General features: G+C 70.2%; 17 protein-coding genes. 6 read left to right on the top strand and 11 right to left on the bottom strand.

Annotated features, from left to right (window positions below; translation table 11 throughout):
* Positions 1-14 precede the first annotated feature (14 nt).
* The gene (locus AC07Y4_RS07810) at positions 15-1133 is read left to right on the top strand and encodes an enoyl-CoA hydratase/isomerase family protein (protein WP_487847235.1); all 1119 of its coding nucleotides are present in this window, start codon (positions 15-17) and stop codon (positions 1131-1133) included.
* A 40-nt stretch (positions 1134-1173) separates the two neighbouring features.
* Complete coding sequence (mmsB, locus tag AC07Y4_RS07805) at positions 1174-2070, top strand: 3-hydroxyisobutyrate dehydrogenase (protein WP_487847234.1); 897 nt, start codon at positions 1174-1176, stop codon at positions 2068-2070.
* Here the strand turns inward: mmsB and AC07Y4_RS07800 are convergent.
* Positions 2055-3320 carry an MFS transporter gene (locus AC07Y4_RS07800; protein ID WP_487847233.1) on the bottom strand — a complete coding sequence of 422 codons (1266 nt, stop codon included), beginning with the start codon at positions 3318-3320 and terminating at the stop codon, positions 2055-2057. The two genes, mmsB and AC07Y4_RS07800, sit on opposite strands and share 16 nt — an antisense overlap.
* A 95-nt stretch (positions 3321-3415) precedes the next feature.
* Complete coding sequence (locus AC07Y4_RS07795; protein WP_139706387.1) at positions 3416-4342, bottom strand: LysR family transcriptional regulator; 927 nt, start codon at positions 4340-4342, stop codon at positions 3416-3418.
* 100 nt (positions 4343-4442) lie between these two features.
* Here AC07Y4_RS07795 and metE point away from each other — a divergent pair, with 100 nt between their 5' ends.
* The 3 genes from metE to AC07Y4_RS07780 all read left to right on the top strand — a co-directional run bounded on the left by metE (position 4443) and on the right by AC07Y4_RS07780 (position 8213).
* On the top strand, positions 4443-6779 hold the full coding sequence (metE, locus tag AC07Y4_RS07790) for a 5-methyltetrahydropteroyltriglutamate--homocysteine S-methyltransferase (protein ID WP_487847232.1): 2337 nt from the start codon (positions 4443-4445) through the stop codon (positions 6777-6779).
* A gap of 37 nt (positions 6780-6816) precedes the next feature.
* Entirely contained in the window at positions 6817-7671 is an 855-nt protein-coding gene (locus tag AC07Y4_RS07785) for a hypothetical protein (protein WP_487847231.1), read from the top strand.
* Positions 7672-7868: 197 nt separating this feature from the next.
* Complete coding sequence (locus AC07Y4_RS07780) at positions 7869-8213, top strand: hypothetical protein (RefSeq protein WP_062481853.1); 345 nt, start codon at positions 7869-7871, stop codon at positions 8211-8213.
* Between the two features lie 91 nt (positions 8214-8304).
* Here AC07Y4_RS07780 and AC07Y4_RS07775 read toward each other — a convergent pair whose 3' ends face one another.
* Positions 8305-8889, bottom strand: a complete 585-nt coding sequence (locus AC07Y4_RS07775) for a DNA-3-methyladenine glycosylase I (protein WP_487847230.1) — start codon at positions 8887-8889, stop codon at positions 8305-8307.
* A 48-nt stretch (positions 8890-8937) separates the two neighbouring features.
* On the opposite strand from AC07Y4_RS07775, the gene AC07Y4_RS07770 reads away from it, so the two are divergent.
* Entirely contained in the window at positions 8938-10677 is a 1740-nt protein-coding gene (locus AC07Y4_RS07770; protein WP_487847229.1) for a dipeptidase, read from the top strand.
* A gap of 24 nt (positions 10678-10701) precedes the next feature.
* Here AC07Y4_RS07770 and AC07Y4_RS07765 read toward each other — a convergent pair whose 3' ends face one another.
* The 8 genes from AC07Y4_RS07765 to AC07Y4_RS07730 all read right to left on the bottom strand — a co-directional run bounded on the left by AC07Y4_RS07765 (position 10702) and on the right by AC07Y4_RS07730 (position 19495).
* Positions 10702-11778: a M48 family metalloprotease gene (locus AC07Y4_RS07765; protein WP_487847228.1), complete on the bottom strand. Its 1077-nt coding sequence runs from the start codon at positions 11776-11778 to the stop codon at positions 10702-10704.
* Between the two features lie 181 nt (positions 11779-11959).
* Complete coding sequence (locus AC07Y4_RS07760; protein WP_487847227.1) at positions 11960-12979, bottom strand: AraC family transcriptional regulator; 1020 nt, start codon at positions 12977-12979, stop codon at positions 11960-11962.
* 60 nt (positions 12980-13039) lie between these two features.
* Positions 13040-14227, bottom strand: a complete 1188-nt coding sequence (locus tag AC07Y4_RS07755) for a serine hydrolase domain-containing protein (protein ID WP_487847226.1) — start codon at positions 14225-14227, stop codon at positions 13040-13042.
* A 194-nt stretch (positions 14228-14421) separates the two neighbouring features.
* A complete protein-coding gene (locus AC07Y4_RS07750) occupies positions 14422-14742 on the bottom strand; it encodes a chaperone modulator CbpM (protein WP_062481866.1) in 321 nt (106 codons plus the stop codon).
* A gap of 2 nt (positions 14743-14744) precedes the next feature.
* Entirely contained in the window at positions 14745-15707 is a 963-nt protein-coding gene (locus AC07Y4_RS07745; RefSeq protein WP_487847225.1) for a DnaJ C-terminal domain-containing protein, read from the bottom strand.
* 50 nt (positions 15708-15757) lie between these two features.
* Positions 15758-16411, bottom strand: a complete 654-nt coding sequence (locus tag AC07Y4_RS07740) for a histidine phosphatase family protein (protein WP_487847224.1) — start codon at positions 16409-16411, stop codon at positions 15758-15760.
* 3 nt (positions 16412-16414) lie between these two features.
* The gene (locus tag AC07Y4_RS07735) at positions 16415-18811 is read right to left on the bottom strand and encodes a penicillin acylase family protein (RefSeq protein ID WP_487847223.1); all 2397 of its coding nucleotides are present in this window, start codon (positions 18809-18811) and stop codon (positions 16415-16417) included.
* Between the two features lie 102 nt (positions 18812-18913).
* Positions 18914-19495 (bottom strand): glutathione S-transferase family protein, encoded by a 582-nt coding sequence (locus tag AC07Y4_RS07730; RefSeq protein ID WP_095744927.1) that lies wholly within the window; start codon positions 19493-19495, stop codon positions 18914-18916.
* Positions 19496-19528 lie beyond the last annotated feature (33 nt).

Genomic DNA, 19528 nt, shown 5'->3' with positions numbered 1-19528 from the left:
AGGACCTGAAAACAATGACCGACAACGTAGTTCTCTTCAACGAAATCAAGACCGCCGGCGGCCAGCGTTTTGCCGTGGCCACGCTCAATGCGCCGGCTTCGCTCAACGCGCTGTCCGTGGACATGGTGCGCCTGCTCACGCCCAAGCTGCGCGAATGGGCGGCCGACGCCGGCATCGTCGGCGTGCTGCTCGACGCGGCGGGCGAGAAGGCCTTCTGCGCCGGCGGCGACCTGCGCCAGCTGTACCAGACGCTGCTCGACTGCGGCCCCGCGCGCAACACCTACGCCGAAGACTTCTTCCGCGAAGAGTACGAACTCGACCACCTGATCCACACCTTCCCCAAGCCCTTCCTGTGCTGGGGCCACGGCATCGTGATGGGCGGCGGCGTGGGCCTGCTGGCGGGCGCCTCGCACCGCGTGATGACGCTGCAAAGCCGCATCGCCATGCCCGAGATCAACATCGGCCTGTACCCCGACGTGGGCGGCAGCTGGTTCCTGCGCCGCACGCCGGGCCGCACGGGCCTGTTCCTGGCGCTCACGGCCGCCAACATCAACGCGCACGACACCATCTTCTGCGGCCTGGCCGACGTGCTGGTGCCGCAGGAGCGCAAGGGCGCGGTGATCGAGGCCATCGCGTCCACGCAGTGGGCCGGCGGCGACGCCAAGGCCGACCGTGCCACGCTGTCGCGCATCCTGGCCCAGGCGGGCGAGGGCGCCGAGATGCCCGCGTCGAAGGTGCGCGAGCACTACGACACCATCAACGCGCTGATGGCCGGCGACGACCTGCTCGACATCGCCAAGCGCCTGCGCGAGGTGCAAAGCGACGACGCCTGGCTGCAGACCGCATCGAAGACCTTCACCAAGGGCGCGCCGAGCTCCATCGCGCTGAGCTTCGAGCTCTGGCAGCGCGTGCCGCGCATGTCGCTGGCCGAGGTGTTCCGCCTCGAGTACTGGGCTTCGCTGGGCTTTTGCGCGAACAAGGATTTCGCCGAAGGCATCCGCGCCGTGCTGGTCGACAAGGACCGCAACCCGCGCTGGAACCCCGCCACGCTCGAAGAGATCACGCCGGCCTTCGTCGAAGACCACCTGCGTCCGCGCGGCGAGATGCCGGCGGAGCTGGCATCGCTGACCTGACCGGCCCCATTCCCTGCACAGAACAACGGAGACAAGACACATGAAGATCGCATTCATCGGCCTGGGCAACATGGGCGGCCCGATGGCCCTGAACCTGCACAAGGCAGGCCACACGCTCAGCGCCTTCGACCTCTCGGCCGAAGCCTGCAAGAAGTTCGCTGCCGAAGGCCTGCCCATCGCCAAGTCGGCGGCCGAGACCGTGGCCGGCGCCGAGGTGGTCATCAGCATGCTGCCCGCCAGCGCGCACGTCGAGGGCCTGTTCCTTGGCGGCGCTGGCAAGCCCGGCCTGCTTGAGAGCATCCAGGCCGGCACGCTCGTGATCGACAGCAGCACCATCGCCGCCGCCACCTCGCGCAAGGTGGCCGAGGCCGCTGCCGCCAAGGGCGTCGCGATGATCGATGCGCCCGTGTCGGGCGGCACCGGCGGCGCCATTGCCGGCACGCTGACCTTCATGGTCGGCGGCGAGACCAAGGACCTGGAGCGCGCGCGCCCGGTGCTCGAGAAGATGGGCGCCAACATCTTCCACGCCGGCGCGGCCGGTGCGGGCCAGACCGCCAAGATCTGCAACAACATGCTGCTCGGCATCTTGATGATCGGCACCTCGGAAGCGCTCGCGCTGGGCGTGGCCAACGGGCTCGACCCGAAGGTGCTGTCCGAAATCATGCGCCGCAGCTCGGGCGGCAACTGGGCGCTCGAGAAGTACAACCCCGTGCCCGGCGTGATGGAAGCGGCGCCGGCCTCGAAGAACTACGCCGGCGGCTTCGGCACCGACCTGATGCTCAAGGACCTGGGCCTGGCGCAGGAGAACGCCACCGCCGTGCGCGCGGCCACGCCGCTGGGCGGCCTGGCGCGCAGCCTGTACGCGGCGCACAGCCTCGCGGGCCACGGCGCACTCGATTTCTCGAGCGTGCTGAAGCTGGTTCAGAAGGCCGGCTGAACGGCGCGCCGGCCGCGCCGCGCCATCGCGAGCAGCAGGCCGGCCGCCACGAGGTTGGCGCCGATCGCCACGAGGATCGGCAGCAGGTAGCTGCGCGTGAGGTCGAAGGCGAAGCCCGCGGCGCTCGGCCCGATCAGCGTGCCGATGGCCACGCTGGTGTACAGGATGCCGATGATCGCGCCGATGTGGCGCCCGCCGAACCAGTCCATCACCAGCGCGGGCAGCAGCGCCACGAAGCCGCCGTAGAACACGCCGTAGGCGAAGGCGAACAGGGCCAGCCCCCAGAACCCGCCCGACACGGCCCACACCACCAGCGACAACGCCATGCCCGCCGACATCAGCGGCAGCGCATGGTCCCGGCCCATGCGGTCGGCCAGCCCGCCCAGGAAGAAGCGGCCCGCCGTGCTGCCCACGCCGATCGCGCCGAGCAGCAGCACCGCCGACGACGCGGCCACGCCGTGGTCAAGCGCGTAGGGCAGCAGGTGCACGAAGGGCACGAACAAACCGAACGAACTGATCAGGCAGGCCGCGTACAGCCCCGCGAAACGGCCGGAGCCCACGGCCTCGCGCACCGAGGCGCCGGGCGGCAGCGCGGTGGCGGCCTGCGCCTGCGGCGGATCGCCATCAGGCCCGAGGCCGCGTGCGCGCGGGTCGTTCTCCACCAGCAGTGCCATGCCCACGCCCACCACGGCCGCGAGCACGCCGAGCGCCAGGTAGGCGTCGCGCCAGCCCAGCGTGTCGATGAACCACGAGGCCAGCGGCGGCATGGCCAGCGTGCCCACGCCGATGCCGCTCACGGCGAGCCCGGAAGCGAAGCCGCGCTGGCGCACGAACCAGCGCTGCACCGCGCCCAACACCGGCACGTACGAGGCGCCCACGCCGAGGCCGACACCAAGCCCGTAGGCCCAGAAGATCTGCGTCAGGCTGCGCGCCTGCCCCGCGAGCACCAGCCCGAGGCCGACCAGCACCATGCCCGCGACCGCCAGCCGCCGCGCGCCCCAGCGGTCGGCCAGCGGGCCGCTGAACACGCCGAGCCCGAAGTACAGGAAGCCCGCGAGCGAGAACACCAGCGACACCTCGCCGCGCGAGGCGCCGAAGTCGCGCTGCAGCGCATCGAGGAAGGCGCTGAAGGTGTAGGCGCAGCCGAAGCCCACGAACATCACGGCGAAGGCGCCGGCGACCACGAGCCAGCCGTGGAAGAAGCGGGGGCGTGGAATGGCAGGGGTGTCGAGTGTCTTCGGAGAGGTCATGGGGCGATCCGTGGTGGTGGTCGATCTTCAGGCCGTGCACCACCACGCACTGGCCGGATTCGGACGTGATCCTCCCGCCATCGGGCTTACAGGGTTCACAGCAACTCGATCCCCGGCAGGCTCTTGAAGCAGCTCTCGCGCGTGACGCGCACGAAGTCGTCGAGCCAGGGCCGCGCCGACGTGGCCTGCGTGCAGGCCATGTACAGCCGCCCCGTCAGGCCCCGGGCGCCCACGCGGCGCGCCGTGACGTAGCCGCGGTCGAGGTAATTCTGCACCGCCCACAGCGGCAGCGTGGCCACGCCGCGCCCGCTGGCCACCAGCTGCAGCATCGCCACCGTGAGCTCGGTGGTGCGCCGGTGCGCGGGCTCGACGCCGGCGGGCGCCAGCACCTGGCGCACGATGTCGAGCATCTCGTCGGGCACGGGGTAGGTGATGAGCGTCTGGTCGGCGAAGTGCCGGGCCGTGAGGTGCGCCTTGGCCGTCAGCGCATGGTCGTTGGCCAGCAGCGCGACGATCTCGAAGCGGAACAGCGCGTGGTAGTCGACCGTTTCATCGGGGTCCTGCTCGGAGACGATCGCCACCTCGGCGCGGTTCTGCATCACGAGCGCGATCGGGTCGGGGTGGAAGCCCGAGACGATGTCCAGCTCGATCTCGGGCCAGCGCTGGCGAAAGGCGTCCATCGCGGGCATCAGCCAGTCGAAGCAGGTGTGGCACTCGACCACGATGCGCAGCTGCCCGCTGCGCCCCAGCGCCAGCCGCGCCACGTCGCGCTCGGCCTCTTCGACGAGCGGCAGCGCGGTGTCGGCCAGCTGCAGCAGCCGCAGCCCCGTGGTGCTGAACTGCGGCGGCACCGACTTGCGCTCGAACAGCTGCGCGCCGTAGCGCTCTTCGAGCAGCTTGATCTGGTGCGACAGCGCCGACTGCGTGAGGTTGAGCAGCTGCGCCGCGCGCACCAGGCTGCCGGTGTCGCGCAACGCGGCCAGCGTGCGCAGGTGGCGGATCTCGAGGATGGACTGCATCATGAAAATGATTCAAGCGAACGGGCAAAAGGTTTCGTTTGAATCATATGCGCCAAACGCCGACCATCACCGGTTTCCAAGACCAGCGACCGGATTACCTGCAATGACCACCCGTACCCACATCCTCGGCTTTCCGCGCATGGGCGCCCACCGGGAACTCAAGTTCGCCCTCGAGAAGCACTGGCGCGGCGAAACCGGCCATGCCGCGCTCGAAGCCGTCGGCGAGGCGCTGCGCGCGCGCCACTGGCAGGCGCAGCGCGACGCGGGGCTCGACTTCGTGACCGTGGGCGACTTCGCCTTCTACGACCACGTGGCCAACCACATCCAGCTGCTGGGCTGCGAGCCGGCGCGCTTCGGTTTCAGCGGCGACGAGCCCGAGCTGTCGCGCTACTTCAAGATGGCGCGCGGCGTGGAAGACGAAGCGGGCCATGTGCACGACGACAGCTGCACCCACGGCGCCGAAGGCACCTTTGCGCTCGAGATGACCAAGTGGTTCGACACCAACTACCACTACCTCGTGCCCGAGTTCGATGCGGCCACGCAGTTCAGGCTCGCATCGACGCGCCTGTTCGACGAGGTCGCGCAGGCGCAGCAGGCCGGCCACGAGGTCAAGGCCGTGCTGCTCGGGCCGCTGAGCTTCCTGTACCTGGGCAAGGAAAAGGCGGCGGGCTTCGACCGCTTCTCGCTGCTCGAATCGCTGCTGCCCGTGTACGAGCAGGTGCTCGGTAGGCTCAAGCAGCAGGGCGTGGAATGGGTGCAGATCGATGAGCCGATCCTGGGCCTCGACCTGCCCGAGGCCTGGCGCAACGCCTTCGAACGCGTGTACTGGCAGATCGCGCGCAATGCGCCGAAGCTGCTGTTGGCGAGCTACTTCTCGCCGCTGTCCGAGAACCTGCGCCTGGCCTGCCAGCTGCCCGTGGCCGGCCTGCACGTCGATGCCGTGCGCGCGCCGCAGGAGCTGACCGGCGTAGCCGACTGGCTGCCTGCGCACAAGGTGCTGTCGGTCGGCGTGGTCGACGGCCGCAACATCTGGCGCACCGATGTCGATGTGGCGCTGGGCAAGCTCAGGCCGGTGGCGGAGAAGCACCAAGGCGAGCTGTGGATCGCGCCGTCGTGCTCGCTGCTGCATGTGCCGTTCAGCCTCGCGGCCGAGACGAAGCTCGACACCGAACTGAAATCGTGGCTCGCCTTCGCCATCGAGAAGCTCGATGAGCTGCGCGTGCTGCGTGCGGCTGTCGATGGCGACGAAGCCTCGGTGGCCGCCGATCTCACGGCCGCCCGTGCCGCCGTGGCCGCGCGCCGCGCCAGCCCGCGCGTGCACCGTGCCGACGTGGCGCTGCGCCTGGCACGCAGCGTGGCCGGCGACGACCGCCGCGTGTCCGCTTTCCCGCAGCGCCAGCAGCTGCAGCGCACGCGCTTCGCGCTGCCCGCGCTGCCGACCACCACCATCGGCTCGTTCCCGCAGACCGCCGAGATCCGCGCGGCCCGCGCCGCCTTCAAGCGCGGCGAGCTCGATGCCCCCGGCTACCGCGAGAAGATGCGCGCCGAGATCGCACTGGCCGTGCGCAAGCAGGAAGCCCTGGGCATCGATGTGCTGGTGCACGGTGAGGCCGAGCGCAACGACATGGTCGAGTACTTCGGCGAACAGCTCGACGGCTTCGCCTTCACGGCCAACGGCTGGGTGCAGTCGTACGGCTCGCGCTGCGTGAAGCCGCCGGTGATCTTCGGCGACGTGGCGCGCCCGGCGCCGATGACGGTCGAATGGACCGCCTACGCGCAGAGCCTCACGACGCTGCCGATGAAGGGCATGCTGACCGGCCCCGTGACCATCCTGCAGTGGTCCTTCGTGCGCGACGACCAGCCGCGCGCCACCACCTGCGAGCAGATCGCGTGGGCGATCCGCGACGAGGTGAACGACCTCGAGGGCGCGGGCATCGGCATCATCCAGATCGACGAGCCCGCCATCCGCGAAGGCCTGCCGCTGCGCCGCACGGGCTGGCCGGCCTACCTGAAGGCGGCCACGCGCGCCTTCCGGATCAGCGCCTCGGGCGTGCGCGACCAGACGCAGATCCACACCCACATGTGCTATTCGGAGTTCAACGACATCCTGCCGGAGATCGCCGCGATGGACGCCGACGTGATCACCATCGAGACCAGCCGCTCGGACATGGAGCTGCTGCGCGGCTTCGGCGGCGAGGGCGGCTTTCGCTACCCGAACGAGATCGGCCCCGGCGTGTACGACATCCACTCGCCACGCGTGCCCTCGGTCGACGAGATGGTGCGCCTCATGCGCAAGGCCGCGCAGGTGGTGCCGGGCGAGAACCTCTGGATCAACCCCGACTGCGGCCTCAAGACCCGCGGCTGGCCCGAGACCGAGGCGGCGCTGTCGAACATGGTGGCGGCTGCGAAGCTGCTGCGCGAGGAGCTGGCGCAGGCCTGAGGAAGGGCGCGGGATCGCGGCGTGCCAATAATGCGGGATGTCCTTGCTGTCCCGCCTGTCGTCGCCCCGTTGCCTCTTGTTGCTGTCGTTGCTCCTTGCCCCCTTGACGGGGTGGACGCAGGACCGCGCGCAGGCCTTGCTCCAGTTCGAGGGCGTGCAGGCGCGCTATCAGAACGCCTACGGCCCCGGCGCTGTGTCGCGCGGCGCGCGCGAGCTGCTGGAGCCGCCCGACCTCGCCATTGCCGACAAGGCTTTGCAGTCGCTCGACGTGGCGGCCGGTCGCGCCTTCGACGTGAACGCCTCGGTGGCAGCGATCCGGCAGGACGTGGCGGCGGCCGGGCAGGGCGCCGCTGCGCCGACGCCTCCGGTGCTGGAAGCCGTGGCGCGGCTGGCGAAGCTGCGTGCCGACTACGCCGCGATGGATGAGCCCGGCAAGGTGACCTTCTTCCATCAACAGCACGCGCGGCCGGCCGATCCGGCGCGCGTCGAACTGCTGGCGCGCATGACGGTGGCCGAGGCGCGCGAGATCGATTTCTCGAGCCAGCTGCTCATGAGTGCGGTGGTCAAGCAGCTGGCGCGCGGCAATGCCGGGCAGTTCAGTTCGCTGCCCGACCGCACGCTCGACACCGCGCTCGATTCGCTGTGGTCGCGCGGCGTCACCTCGCCGCGACCGCGCAACCTGATGACCGTGGCGCGCGAGTTCGAAAAGCTGGTCACGCAGGCGCTGCTGCTGGCGCTGCCCGACGCCGACGTGGCCGCCTTGCTCGCCTGGCGCAACGAACCGCAGGCCGCCGCCGAGCGCGAGGCGCTGCTGGGCAGCTACCGTGCCGAGGTCAAGGGCAGTGGCGCGGTCGCGATCCGCACGCTGGTGCGCAGCTGGGGGCGGCCCTGAGACTTGACGAAAGCGCGCCAAAGTTTGCAAACTCTGGGGCATTTGTACGAAAAAGTTTCACGCGAACCCCGCATGTCGGAAAGTTCCCCGTGATTGTTTCAATTTCGTGAACACTGCGATTCAGATTGACTGGGGTTTACCCTAGGAATTTGGCGCACACTTCAGGGCATCCAAAGCCCGATCAAGAAGGAATTGAAATGAAGACCTCGAACATCCTCGCCGCCGCCGCTCTCTCCCTGCTCGCCGCCGCTGGCGCCGCCCACGCAGAGACCTACGAAGGCGTTCACGCCGTGACCTCCGGCTACAGCCGTGCCGACGTGGCACCGCAAGCCGTGGCCGCCGCCCGTGCCGGCAACGAATACAGCGACGCCGTGTCGGCCAGCGTGGCCCCCGTGCTGGCCTCGTCGGTGGACCGCGCTTCGGTCCGCGCCGAAGCCGTGGCAGCTGCCCACGCTCCCGGCCAGAACCTGCGCCGCGAATCCTTTGCCGGCAGCGTGATCCCCTCGCAGGCACGCAGCTTCACGCGCCAGGCTGGCCTGTGATCGACGGCGGCGCAAGCCGCCTCGGTTAGCAAGACCACCACCCGAAAGAACCGGACCGTGCAATAGCACCGTCCGGTTTTTTCATGCCTGTTCAGGCGCGGTGATGGTCTCGGTGGCAATGGCAGTCGGGCGCGTGGTCGTCGACGATGCCCGTGGCCTGCATCCAGGCATAGACGATCACCGGCCCGACGAACTTGAAGCCGCGCTGCTTCAGCGCCTTGGACATCGTTTCGGACAGCGGCGTCTGCGTGGGCACCGTGCCCGTCGTGTTGACGACCGGCTGGCCGCCCGCCAGGCCCCAGACGAAATCGGAAAAATCTTCGCCCGCCGCCTGCATCGCGAGGTAGGCCTTCGCGTTGCCGATGGCGGCCTCGATCTTGGCGCGCGAGCGCACGATGCCCGCGTCCTGCATGAGGCGTTCGACGTCGGCCGGCGTGAAGCGCGCCACGGTCTCGGGCACGAAGCCCTCGAAGGCCGCGCGGAAGGCGTCGCGCTTGCGCAGGATGGTGAGCCACGACAGGCCGGCCTGGAAGCCGTCGAGCATCAGCTTTTCCCACAGCGCGCGGCTGTCGCGTTCGGGCACGCCCCATTCGGCGTCGTGGTAGCTGGCCAGCAGCGGATCGGTGCGGGCCCAGGCGCATCGCGGGAGTGAGGAAAGGCTGTCGTCGTGAGGCATGGCTCGGCTATCGTCGGGGAATGTTTTCGGAATGAGGGGGTGACCCTGATGCAGCAGTCTCGTTTTTCATTGTCGGCGCTTTCGCTGGCCCTCGCGGCGCTCGCCGTCGCTGTCCCGGCCGGTGCCGAGACCCTCAAGAAGCCCGCGCTCGACCAGCTCGCCGCCGCCTGGAAGGGCGGCCGCACGGCGCCCGATTTCAGGGCCTTCCTGGCCCAGGCCGCGCAGGCCCAGCCCGCGCTGCAGCCCAGCGTGGCGGCCTACACCGGCGGCAAGGCGCTGGCGGGCGACGACCTCGTCAACATCGCGCGCCTGCTCGGCCTGTACAACCGGCTGCAGAACCAGCAGGCCGTGATTGCCAGCATCGGCACCATGGTGGCCTTGCCCACCGTGCGCAACGTGCAGGTGCCGCCGCACGAGAGCCCGCCGATGGTCGCGTTCGGCCAGTTGGTCGAGAAGATGGCGAAGGACTTCGGGCTGGGCTACCGCAACGTCGACGGCCGCATCTTCGAGGTGAGCCTCAAGGGCCGCGGCAGCGAGGAGTTCGGCATCCTCACGCACGCCGACGTGGTGCCGGCCGTGCTGTCCGAATGGGTGCTCGACGACGGCACGCGCCTGGACCCCTTCGCGATGACGCGCGTGGGCGACTTCCTCTACGGGCGCGGCACCATCGACGACAAGGGCTCCATCGCCGCGGTGCTCTACGCCATGAAGGCCGTGAAGGACAGCGGCCTGCCGGTGGAGCGCGGCGTGCGCCTGATGATCGAGACCACCGAGGAAACCGGCGGCGACGCGATGCAGTACTACCGCGACAAGACGCCGCTGCCGGCCTACAACATCGTGCTCGACAGCAAGTACCCCGCGGTCGTGGCCGAGAAGGGCTCGGGCGCGCTCAAGGTGTTCTTCCCTGCGGAAGCGGCCGACCCCGCCGCGACGGCCATCACCGCGATGAGCGGCGCCGCTTCGGCCAACGCCATTCCGCAGACCGCGACCGCCACGCTCAAGGGCGGCGACCTCGCGGCCGTGGCCGCGAAGCTCGAGGCCGCCAAGGCCGCCTTCGTGCGCAAGTACGAAAGCCAGGGCGGCAAGTTCGCGATCGACATCGCGCGCGGCGCCGAGGCTGTCGAGCTGAAAGTCACGGGCACCTCGGCCCACGGCTCGCGACCCGAAGAGGGCGTGAACCCCGTGCCGCGCCTGGCGCTGTTCCTGAAGGAGTCCGGCGTGCCGCTGGCCGCCAACCCCTACCTGCGCGCCGTGCAGTACATCGATGCGCTCTACGGCACCGGCTACCTCGGCGAGAAGATGGGGCTGGGCTACCAGGACGACTTCATGGGCCCGCTCACGATGTCGCCCACGCTGGTGCGCATGGGCGCCGACGGCCGCCTCGAGGTGACGGCCAACGTGCGCATGCCGCGCGGCCGCACGCCCGACGAACTGAAGGCGCAGGTGGCGGCCAAGGTCAACGGCTGGGCCACGGCCAGCCAGGTGAAGCTCGAGCTGGCCTACGACCAGGGCAACTGGATGGCGCGCGACCCGAAGGGCGCATGGCTCTCGACCCTGCTCAACATCTTCGGCGACACCACCGGCCTGGAGGCCAAGCCCGTGCCCACCGCCGGCAGCACCACGGCCAAGCTGATGCCCAACGCCATCAACTTCGGCCCCGCGATGCCCGGCAAGAAGTACACGGCGCACAACGCCAAGGAATACAAGGAAGTGCCCGACCTCGACGCCGACATGCAGATGTTCACCGAGATGCTGGTGCGCATCGGCAACCTGCAGCAGATGCAGTAGCGGCCCGCGCCCACGCGCGGCGCGTCAGGACTTCGATGTCGCCAGGGGCACCAGCGGTGCCCCGTTCTTCGTCTTGGCCTGGATTTCCGCGATGGTGCGCCGCATCGCGACGAAGCGTTTGGCGGAGCTCGGCGGGGTGCTCATGAAGCCCTTCTTCTTCGCGCCGGCCGTGTGCACCCCGAGCTCGCGCCAGATCCGTTCGACGCCGTCGATGTCGTAGCCCGCCGCGGCCACCATGTAGAGGCCGAGGTAGTCGGCCTCGGCGTCGAACTGCTGCGAGAACGGCGACGACAGCGCCTCTTGCGCCAGCCCGGTGCCGCCCAGCGCGCCATCCACGATGCCGGCCGCGATGCCCACCGCGCGGGTCTTGCCGCCATGCGACAGCACGCCGTTGGCCAGCTCGTGCCCCAGCACGATCGCGAGGTCGCGGTTGTCGGGAAAGAAGCGCATCAGCGCCGAGTTGACGACGATCTCGTGCCCATCGTTCTCCGCATGGACCTCGTTCTTCATGCGCGTGACGGCGGTGTAGTTGCACGCCGTGGTGTAGGGCAGGCGCAGCGCCGTCGACTGGCCCTCGCGCTGCACCACGGCCTCCAGCCAGCCCTCGCGCCGGGCGGGCTTGGCGCGTGCCGCGTCGATCAGCACGTCGTTGAGCCGATCGATCCCTTTCTTGCCGGCGGGCAGCGGCTTGCCGCCGACGGACAGCAGCACGTCCCCGGCGCGCAGCGGCGTGGCCGGCGCCTGCTTCCGGTCGAGCGTCCACAGCACGGTCAGCCGGTCGTCCAGGTGGAGGGTCTGCTTCGCCGCCGCGCGTTCTTCCTTCTCGAAGCTCCACAGGCTGGCGATGTGCGCGCCCAGGCTGGCTCGCACGTCGCCGCCGCAGAACGGCGCGCTGTGCTCCAGGAGCGGGATCGCCACGTCGTCGAGCCGGCGCTGCAGCGTCATGCGGTGGTTCAGCGACAGCGAGTGCTGCAGGGCCTGCTCCTGCACGACGTCGGGGTCGTCGCTGGCCGGCCGGATGGAGGCGGCGCAGGCCGTGAGGACAAAGGTGGCCGCGATCGACGCGCAGGCCGGGAAGAAGGACGGGCGAGGGTTGTTCATTCGCTCAAGAGGTGCTCGGCATCGGTCGCATCCAGGCGCAGACGCGATGCCAGATGCCATCGAGGGAAGGGGAGTTGCCCGGTGGCGATGGCGACCGGGCGTTCCAGGCAAGGCGAGGTGCCGCGCCCGCTTGGCATTGTGGGAGCGCGAGCGCGCTCCAAGCTGAAGATCAGATGAAGGCTCAGCCCGTCTTGCGTGAACGCAGCGTGGCCGAGGGCAGCTCGCCGAAGCGCTGCTGGTAGGCCGCGGCGAACAGGCCGAAGTTGGCGTAGCCCCACGCCTGCGCCACCGAGCGCACCGTCGCGCCGGCGTCGGCCATCAGCAGTTCGGCGCGCACGCCCTGCAGGCGCTGCTCGCGCAGCGCGCGCATCGGGGTGGCCTGGCGGTATTCGCGAAAGGCGCTGTTCAGCGTCCGCACGCTGACACCCGCCACGCTCGCCAGTTCGCCGAGCGTGGGCGCGTGCTGGGCGTGTTCGCGGATGTGGCGTTCGGCCGCCAGCACATGCCGCGGCGCCATGCGGTGCTGCACCGCCTCGGCCGGGTGCTCCAGCTGCTCGCGCCACTGGGTCAGCACGTGCACGCCGATCATCTCTTCGAGGTGCCGCCCCAGCGGGCCGGTGTCGACCGCCTCGGGCAGCTCGGTGACGCAGCGGCACGCGTACGACAGCAGCGCGATCCAGCTCGACTGGGCGCCGCCGAACTTGAACTTGCGCGTCCACAGCCGCTCGTCGGCGGGCGCGCCGAACCAGCGCGCATGCAGCGCGGCCAGCGCGTCGTGCGAGAAGCTGAGGTTCACCTGCAGGTGGTTGGCATCGAAGTCCACCCAATAGTGCGTGCGCGAGGTGTCGACCACGAAGGCGTCGCCCACGCCGGTGTCGGCATAGGCGTTGGCTTCGGACCAATGGCGGCCCGCGCCGCGCACGGTCGTCAGCACCATGCCGACGCCGCTGTCGGGCGAGAAGTCCTTGATGTTCACCGGAATGCCGTAGTGGAAGCGGCTCAGCGTGAAGTGCCCGATGCGCGTGGCGTCGAGCACCGAATCGGGCGTGCGCGCCCGCCCGATGGGCGTGACGCGGTAGGGCATGTAGATGCGGTCCGACCAGCGCCGGATGTCGTCCCAGTCGTGCGAGGCCACCAGGCGGTGGCGCTCGCTCGGCTGCCCGCGGGCGTCGGTGACCAGCACGTTGCGGATCGCATCCATCGCGCACCTCGGTTCAGGAAGAAGAAGGTGCACGCCCGGGGGCGCGCACCGCTCAACGGTTCAGCGGTGATGGTAAACCGCGGTCTCGAAAGCCACGAAGCCCGGGTAGCTCGCGCAGTCCTGGAACGGCAGGATCTGCGTTGCCCAGTAGCCGCCGATGCCGTTCTCGCGGTCGATCCAGAAGAAGCTGTTGGCCAGGCCCGCCCACATCAGCGAGTTGGCCGGGCGGCCCGTGGGCGCGCGCTCGCGGTTGGTCATGAAGGTGTAGGCCCAGCCCTTGTCGGTGCCGGGCAGGAACTCGCCCGTGTTGCTCAGCGCGGGCACCGACGTGCGCCAGCCGCCCACCGACAGGTCCATGGCGGCCAGGCCGTCCTGCGCCATGCGCTGCACCGTGTCGGCCTTCAACACGCGGCCGTGCGGCCCGGCGCCGTCGTTCAGCACCATTCGGATGAACTTCATGTACTCGCCCACGGTGGCGTACAGGCCGTGGCCGCCCATGTCCATCGGCGGCGGCTCGGGCAGCACCAGCTCGGGCAGCGGCGTGAGCCGGCCGTCGGCTGCGCGGTCGTGGATGGTGACGCGGCGCGCCTTCATCGACTCGGACATGCCGAAGCCGATGTCCTGCATGCCCAGCGGCTCGAAGACGCGCTCCTTCATCACCTCACCCAGGCGCTTGCCGCGCTGCCGTTCGACGATGCGGCCCAGCCAGTCGATGTTGGCGCCGTAGGTCCAGGCCGCGCCCGGCTCGTGCAGCAGCACGGTGCGAATCGATTCGAAGCTGCCCGACACCACCGTGGGAATGTTCAGTGCGGCGCGGTACTTCAGGTCGTCTTCGCTGAAGAACTCGTAGCCCAGGCCCGAGGTGTGCAGCATCAGGTCGTTGACCGTGATGCGCCGGCGCGGCGCGCGTGTGCGCGGCCGGCCGTCGGCGTCGAAGCCGTCGAGCACCTGCAGTTCGTCGATCTCGGGCACGTAGGCGCCGGCCGGGTCGGTGTGCGAAATCTTGCCTTCCTCGACCAGCTGCATCACGCAGGTGCCCGTGATCGCCTTGGTGGTCGAGAAGATGGCGAACACGCTGTCGGTGGCCATCGGCCGGTCGAGCCCGAGTTCGCGCGTGCCGGCGGCGCCTTCGTAGAAATTGCCCGTGCGGTCGGTCGCCATCGCGACGACGCCGGGGGCGCCGCCGTGGCGGTGAACGGTCTGGTGCAGCGTTGCGTCGAGCGCGGTCTTCAGCCTGTGCGAGGTCATGCCTTCTTGTCTCCTGTGTGAGGAGGCCGGGCGTGTGTGAAGGGTTGCCTGCGCGCCGGCCTGCCATGCGAAATTCCGCAGGCAGCGGCAATCTAGGGCCGAGGGCTCACCGATCCTGTTCGCAAATAGCGGGCGGCTGTGCGGATCTGGCAGTCATTGCACGCGCGTGACCCGCGACGCGCGCGTGGCGTGATTCAGCCCACGCCGTGCGCCTGCAGCACTGCCTTCAGCCGCCGCACCTCGTGCTGCAGGTCGAGGATCAGCGCGGCGGCGTCCAGGTTCACGCCGAAGTCGCGTTCGAGCCGGCGCGCTTCGAGGGCGTGCTGCAGGTCGGTGCTGGAGAACTCCCAGCGCTCGGGCGGTGCGTCGGTCGTGGTGACCTGCACGATGCCCACTTCGACCAGTTGCACGACCCAGGCGGTGTCGGCGCCGCAGGCGTGCGCCAGTTCGTTCGCGGCCAGCGGGTGCGAGACGCCGATGGCCGTGGTGGTGGTCACGGAAGAAAAGTTCGCCATGCTCAGACTCCCAGGTGCTGGCGGGGGTTGAACGAGGAGGTCGCCTGCGCGAGTTGCGCGTAGGCGTTGCGCGCGGCCTCGCTGTCGGCGGGCGGCAGTGCAATCTCGAGCAGCAGGTACAGGTCGCCGGGCGTCTTGCCCGCGAAGCCGCGACCCTTGAGCCGCAGCTTCATGCCGCCGCGCGCGTTGGGCGGCACGGTGACCTCGACCACGCCGCCGGTGGGCGTGGGCACCTGCACCTGCGCGCCCAGCGCGGCTTCGGCGGGGGTGACGGGCAGCGTCATGTACAGGTCGCGCTCTTCCACGCGGTACAGCTTGTGCGGCGCGATGCGCACCTCGAGGTACAGGTCGCCGGCCGGCTCGCCGCCGTGGCCGGGCATGCCCTGGCCCGCGAGGCGGATGAACTGGCCGGGGTGCACGCCGGGCGGGATCTTCACGCTGAGCGTGCGGTTCTCCCACTGCGGGCGGCCCTGCGCGTCGAGCGACTGGGCGCGCAGCGTGAGCTCGCGTTCGGCGCCGTTCAGCGCGTCTTCGAGCGTGATCTCGATGGCCGCATGGTGGTCTTCGCCGCGCGCGCGGTAGTTCTGGCGCGTGGCACCACGGCGCTCGGCGTCGCCGAACATCGAGGAGAAGAATTCGCTGAAGTCGGCGTGGTCGGCCGGGCCCTGGCGCGGGCCGCGGTGAAACTCGTAGCCGGTGTCCCAGCCGGGCGGCGGCTCGAAGCTGCCGTCGGGGCGGCCGCCGCGCGCGACACGGTCGGCCAGCGCGTCGTAGGCGGCGCGCTTGTCCTTGTCGCCGAGCACGTCCTTGGCCTCGTTGATGTCGCGCATGCGCTGCTCGGCGTCGGGCTCCTTGCTGACGTCGGGGTGGTACTTGCGGGCGAGCTTGCGATAGGCCTTGCGCACCTCGTCGTCGGACGCGGTGCGTTCGACGCCCAGTGCGCTGTAGTAGTCCTTGAATTCCATGGTGGTGGTGATTCCTTTCAGGACGGCGTACAGATCAACCGGGAGCCAGGTCAGGCCAGGGCTGCTCCGCCGTCGACTTGCCGCTGTTGCAGCGGCGTCACGGCCCATGTGGGGCCGGCACGTGTGAATCGCAAGGGTTGTGCGTTGCCGAAGATGCTCGCATCGACCGCCACGCCCAGCAGCGCGGCCAGCGCGTAGAGCGTGCCGCCGTGCGCCACCACCAGCACCGGCGCGGGCTGCGCGGCGAGCGCGGCGGCCAGCGCCTGGCGCTTGCGGTCGACGAACTGCGCCAGCGTCTCGCCGCCCTCGGGCTCGCAGGCCCAGTCGATGTTGGCGGACGAGGTGCCGATGAGCGCGCCGAAGTTGCGCTCGCGCAGGTTCTCGTGCGCGCTGGGCACGAGGCCCAGGGCGCGCGCCACGGTGTGGGCGGTGTCGAAGGCGCGGCGCGCGTCGCTGCACACGATGGCGCCGATCGGCTCGCCGGCCAGCAGCCCGGCCGCCTGCACCGCCTGCTGCTCGCCGAGCGCGCTCAGGGGCTCGTCGGGCGCCTGGAAGACGCGCAGCGCGTTGCGCCCGGTCTGGCCGTGGCGCAGGAAGTAGAAGTGGTCGCAGGCCGGGGCGAGCGGCTGCTCGGCGGCCAGGCGGTTCAGCAGGTCGATGCCTGTGGCGGCGTGGGCGGGAAAAGGAACGGTGGTCGAGGACATGGTTCAGTACGCCAGCTGCAGCGGCTTGCCTTCGCGCTGCGCCTGCACGTCGGCCGGGTGGAAGGGCAGCGGATGCCACTGCTTGGCCGCGAACAGCGGCAGTTGGTCGTAGGCGCGGGGCGAGGCCGGGTCGCTGCTCTGGCCGTAGGTGAGCAGGCCTTGCGCCACGGGGCCGCGCGCGTCGAAGGTCACGACCTGCATGTAGCTGCTGCCGTAGTTGATGGCGTAGCCCTTCGGGTCGATCAGCGGCTGGCCCTGCGATTCGAGCTTGTTGAGCACGCCTTCGAACTCGTCGCCGCCGGGCAGCGCGATCTTCTGGCCGCGCACGGTGCGCGACTGCGGCACGCCCAGCGCCACGTCGGCCGCGAAGCCCGCGGTGCGCACGGTGCCGACCGCATCGCCCAGCGCCTTGAACACCGCCTCGCGCGTGGCGGGCGTGGCCATGTCCAGGCCGGTGGGCGTGGTTACGGGCTGCGCCGGGTCGAAGGGCACGCGCCAGACCTTCGGCAGGTCCTTGGCCTTGCGCCAGAACTCGCGGAACAGCGCCGCGCCCTTCGACTCGGCGTTGCTGGTGCGGTCCCAGGCGGAGAGCACGCGGCAGCCCAGGGCCTGGTCGGCGCTCAGCGCGGTGCCGGTGGCGGTGCACGCGGCCTTCAGGTCGTCCATCACCAGCATGCCGGCGAGGTTCCTGTCGCGGAAGATCACGCTGCGCAGCTCGGCCGCGCCCATGCGGTTGCCCGGCAGGCCGTCGGTGCCGGCCAGGCGGCCTTCGATTTCCATGATGCCGCTGCGCGTGCGCAGCCGCTGCGGCACGCCGACGGGGCCGACCAGCGGCGACACGCCGGCCATCGGCGGCACGCGCGGGTTGCTGAGCCAGAAGCTGTCGTTGCTGTTCTGCACCCAGTCCGGCGTGACGACGACGGGCATGCGGGCCGGCGCGATGATGCCCGGCGCGGCGGCGCCGGGGTCGCGGTGCCAGGCGCAGGCGCTGCGCGAGCCGTCCAGCACGGGCAGGCCGGCGGCGTTGAGCAGCGCGGCGGCGGCCGGCGAGGGCGCGCAGGCCTTGAGCATCTCGGCCGACACGTCGGGCACCACCGACAGGTCGGCGTACATCGCGTTGCCTTCGCGGTCGGCCGCCAGGGTGTTGATCCACGGGATGCCCTGGTTGCCCATGGCGGCGCGCAGCTCGGCGACGTTGCGGGCCCGGCCCATCTTCATCCAGCTCTCGGCCGAGCGCACGTTGAGCGTGTTGGCGTCGCGGATCGCATAGGCCTTCTGGGCGGTCCAGCCCAGGCCGGCACGTGGCAGCGAGACCACGGGGCCCCAGTCGGTGGCGTAGAAGGTGTGCTGCACGGGCGCCCCACCGGCCGTGGCGGCGGCTGGCAGTGCGACGGTGCGCGCGACCATCTTCTTCGGCTGGCCGTCGACCCAGTACACGGTCGGGTCGTTGGGGTCGAGCTTGAGTTCGTACAGCGTGAAGCGCTTGCCGGTCGACACGGTGTGGGTCCAGGCCACGTCCTTGTTGAAGCCGATCGACACCACCGGGCTCAGGCCGCCGGTGGCACCCATCACGTCGAGCTGGCCGGGAATGGTCAGGTGCATCTGCCAGAAGCGGTTGGTGCCGTTCCAGGGGAAATGCGGGTTGCCCAGCAGCAGGCCCTTGCCGTCGGGCGTGGCCTTGCGCCCGAAGGCCCAGCCGTTGGAGCCCAGCTCGCCGCCCTCGGGGTTGGCGTTGAAGCTGTGGCGGCCGATCTCGGCCACCGCCTGCTCGAGCGCGACCGGCGCCGCGCCGGTCTTGGCGCCCGGGGCCGGCGGCACGGCGGCCAGCACGGCGCCGGCCAGCGCGCCCAGGCCGCCCTGGATCATCGATTGCTCAGTGGCGCGCGCCAGATCGGCGGCCGTCATCGGGCGCACCCAGGGCTTGCCGCGGCAGGCCTCGGGCAGGCCATTGGGGCCCGCATCCTGCAGGTAGCGGTTGTAGCCCGCCACGTAGCCGCGCAGCGCGGCCTTCACCTCGTCGTTGGTGGTGGCTGCCGCGCGGGCCAGCGCCGCGTCGTCCATGTGGTAGCGCACGAACAGGTCGATCTGTGCGTTGGGCATGCGGCCCAGACCGAAGTCTCCGGTGTTCTGCGCCCCGAGGAACTGCGCGCGGTCGCCGCGCAGCGTCAGCAGGTGCTCGGCGGTCTGGCAGACGTTGTCCTGCGCGTGCGCGTAGGCGGTGCCGTAGGCCAGGCCTTCGTAGTCGGGCGCCGTGATGTGCGCGATGCCGAAGGTGGTGCGCTCGATGCTCACGCTGCGGCTGCCGGGCGGCGGCGTGCTGGCACAGGCCCCGAGCAGGGCGACCAGGCCCAGGGAGAGGGCCGTCAACGAGAACCGGGAGCGCGAGGTGTTCGAAGTCATGGGGCGGGCGTGAGGTGGGGAAAGGGTCGAAAAAGAGGGACCGATTAGAGGATGAACCTCCGCCGCGTACTGTCGCCAGCGCGGCACGCCTTGCCGCTTGCTTCAACCGAACTTCATGCCTTTTGGCCGTGCCTGCAGCCTGTGGATGTAGGCGTCGAGCTTCGGGCGGTTGGTGCGCCCGCCGAAGGCGCGGTGCCAGATGAGCATCGAGCCGATCATCACGTCGGCGGCCGTGAACTGGGCGCCGAACAGGTAGGGGCCGTCGCCGAGTTCGCGTTCGACGGCGTCCTTGGCCTGCTCGAAATCGGTCCAGCCGCGCGCGCTGTTGTTGCTCTTGATCTTCAGCAGGCTGTCGCCCATCGAGGGCTCGAGCTGCGCGGTCGAATAGACCATGAGCGACAGGTAGCGCCCGCGCTCGGGCGTGCCCACCGCCGGCGCCAGGCGCTTGCCGGGGTACTTCTCGGCGATGTACATGCAGATGGCCGCGTTCTCGAAGATGCGGGTGCGGCCGTCGACCAGCGCGGGCAGCTTGCCGGCCGGGTTGATCTTCAGGAACTCGGGGCGCTTGTGGGCGCCCTCCCGGATGAGGGTGGGCACGATCTCGTAGTCGACCTCGGCCTCGTCGAGCATCCACTTGGCGACCTGCGCACGGCTGCGCGGGTCGAAATACAGCTTCATCGCCATGCGGGGTCCCCTTTGTCAGGTGGGTGAGATGGG

This window comes from Variovorax sp. GW460-12-1-14-LB1 (assembly GCF_059423605.1).
Note: the sequence above shows the minus strand (reverse complement) of the source record. Positions and strands in the feature narration are given on the sequence as shown.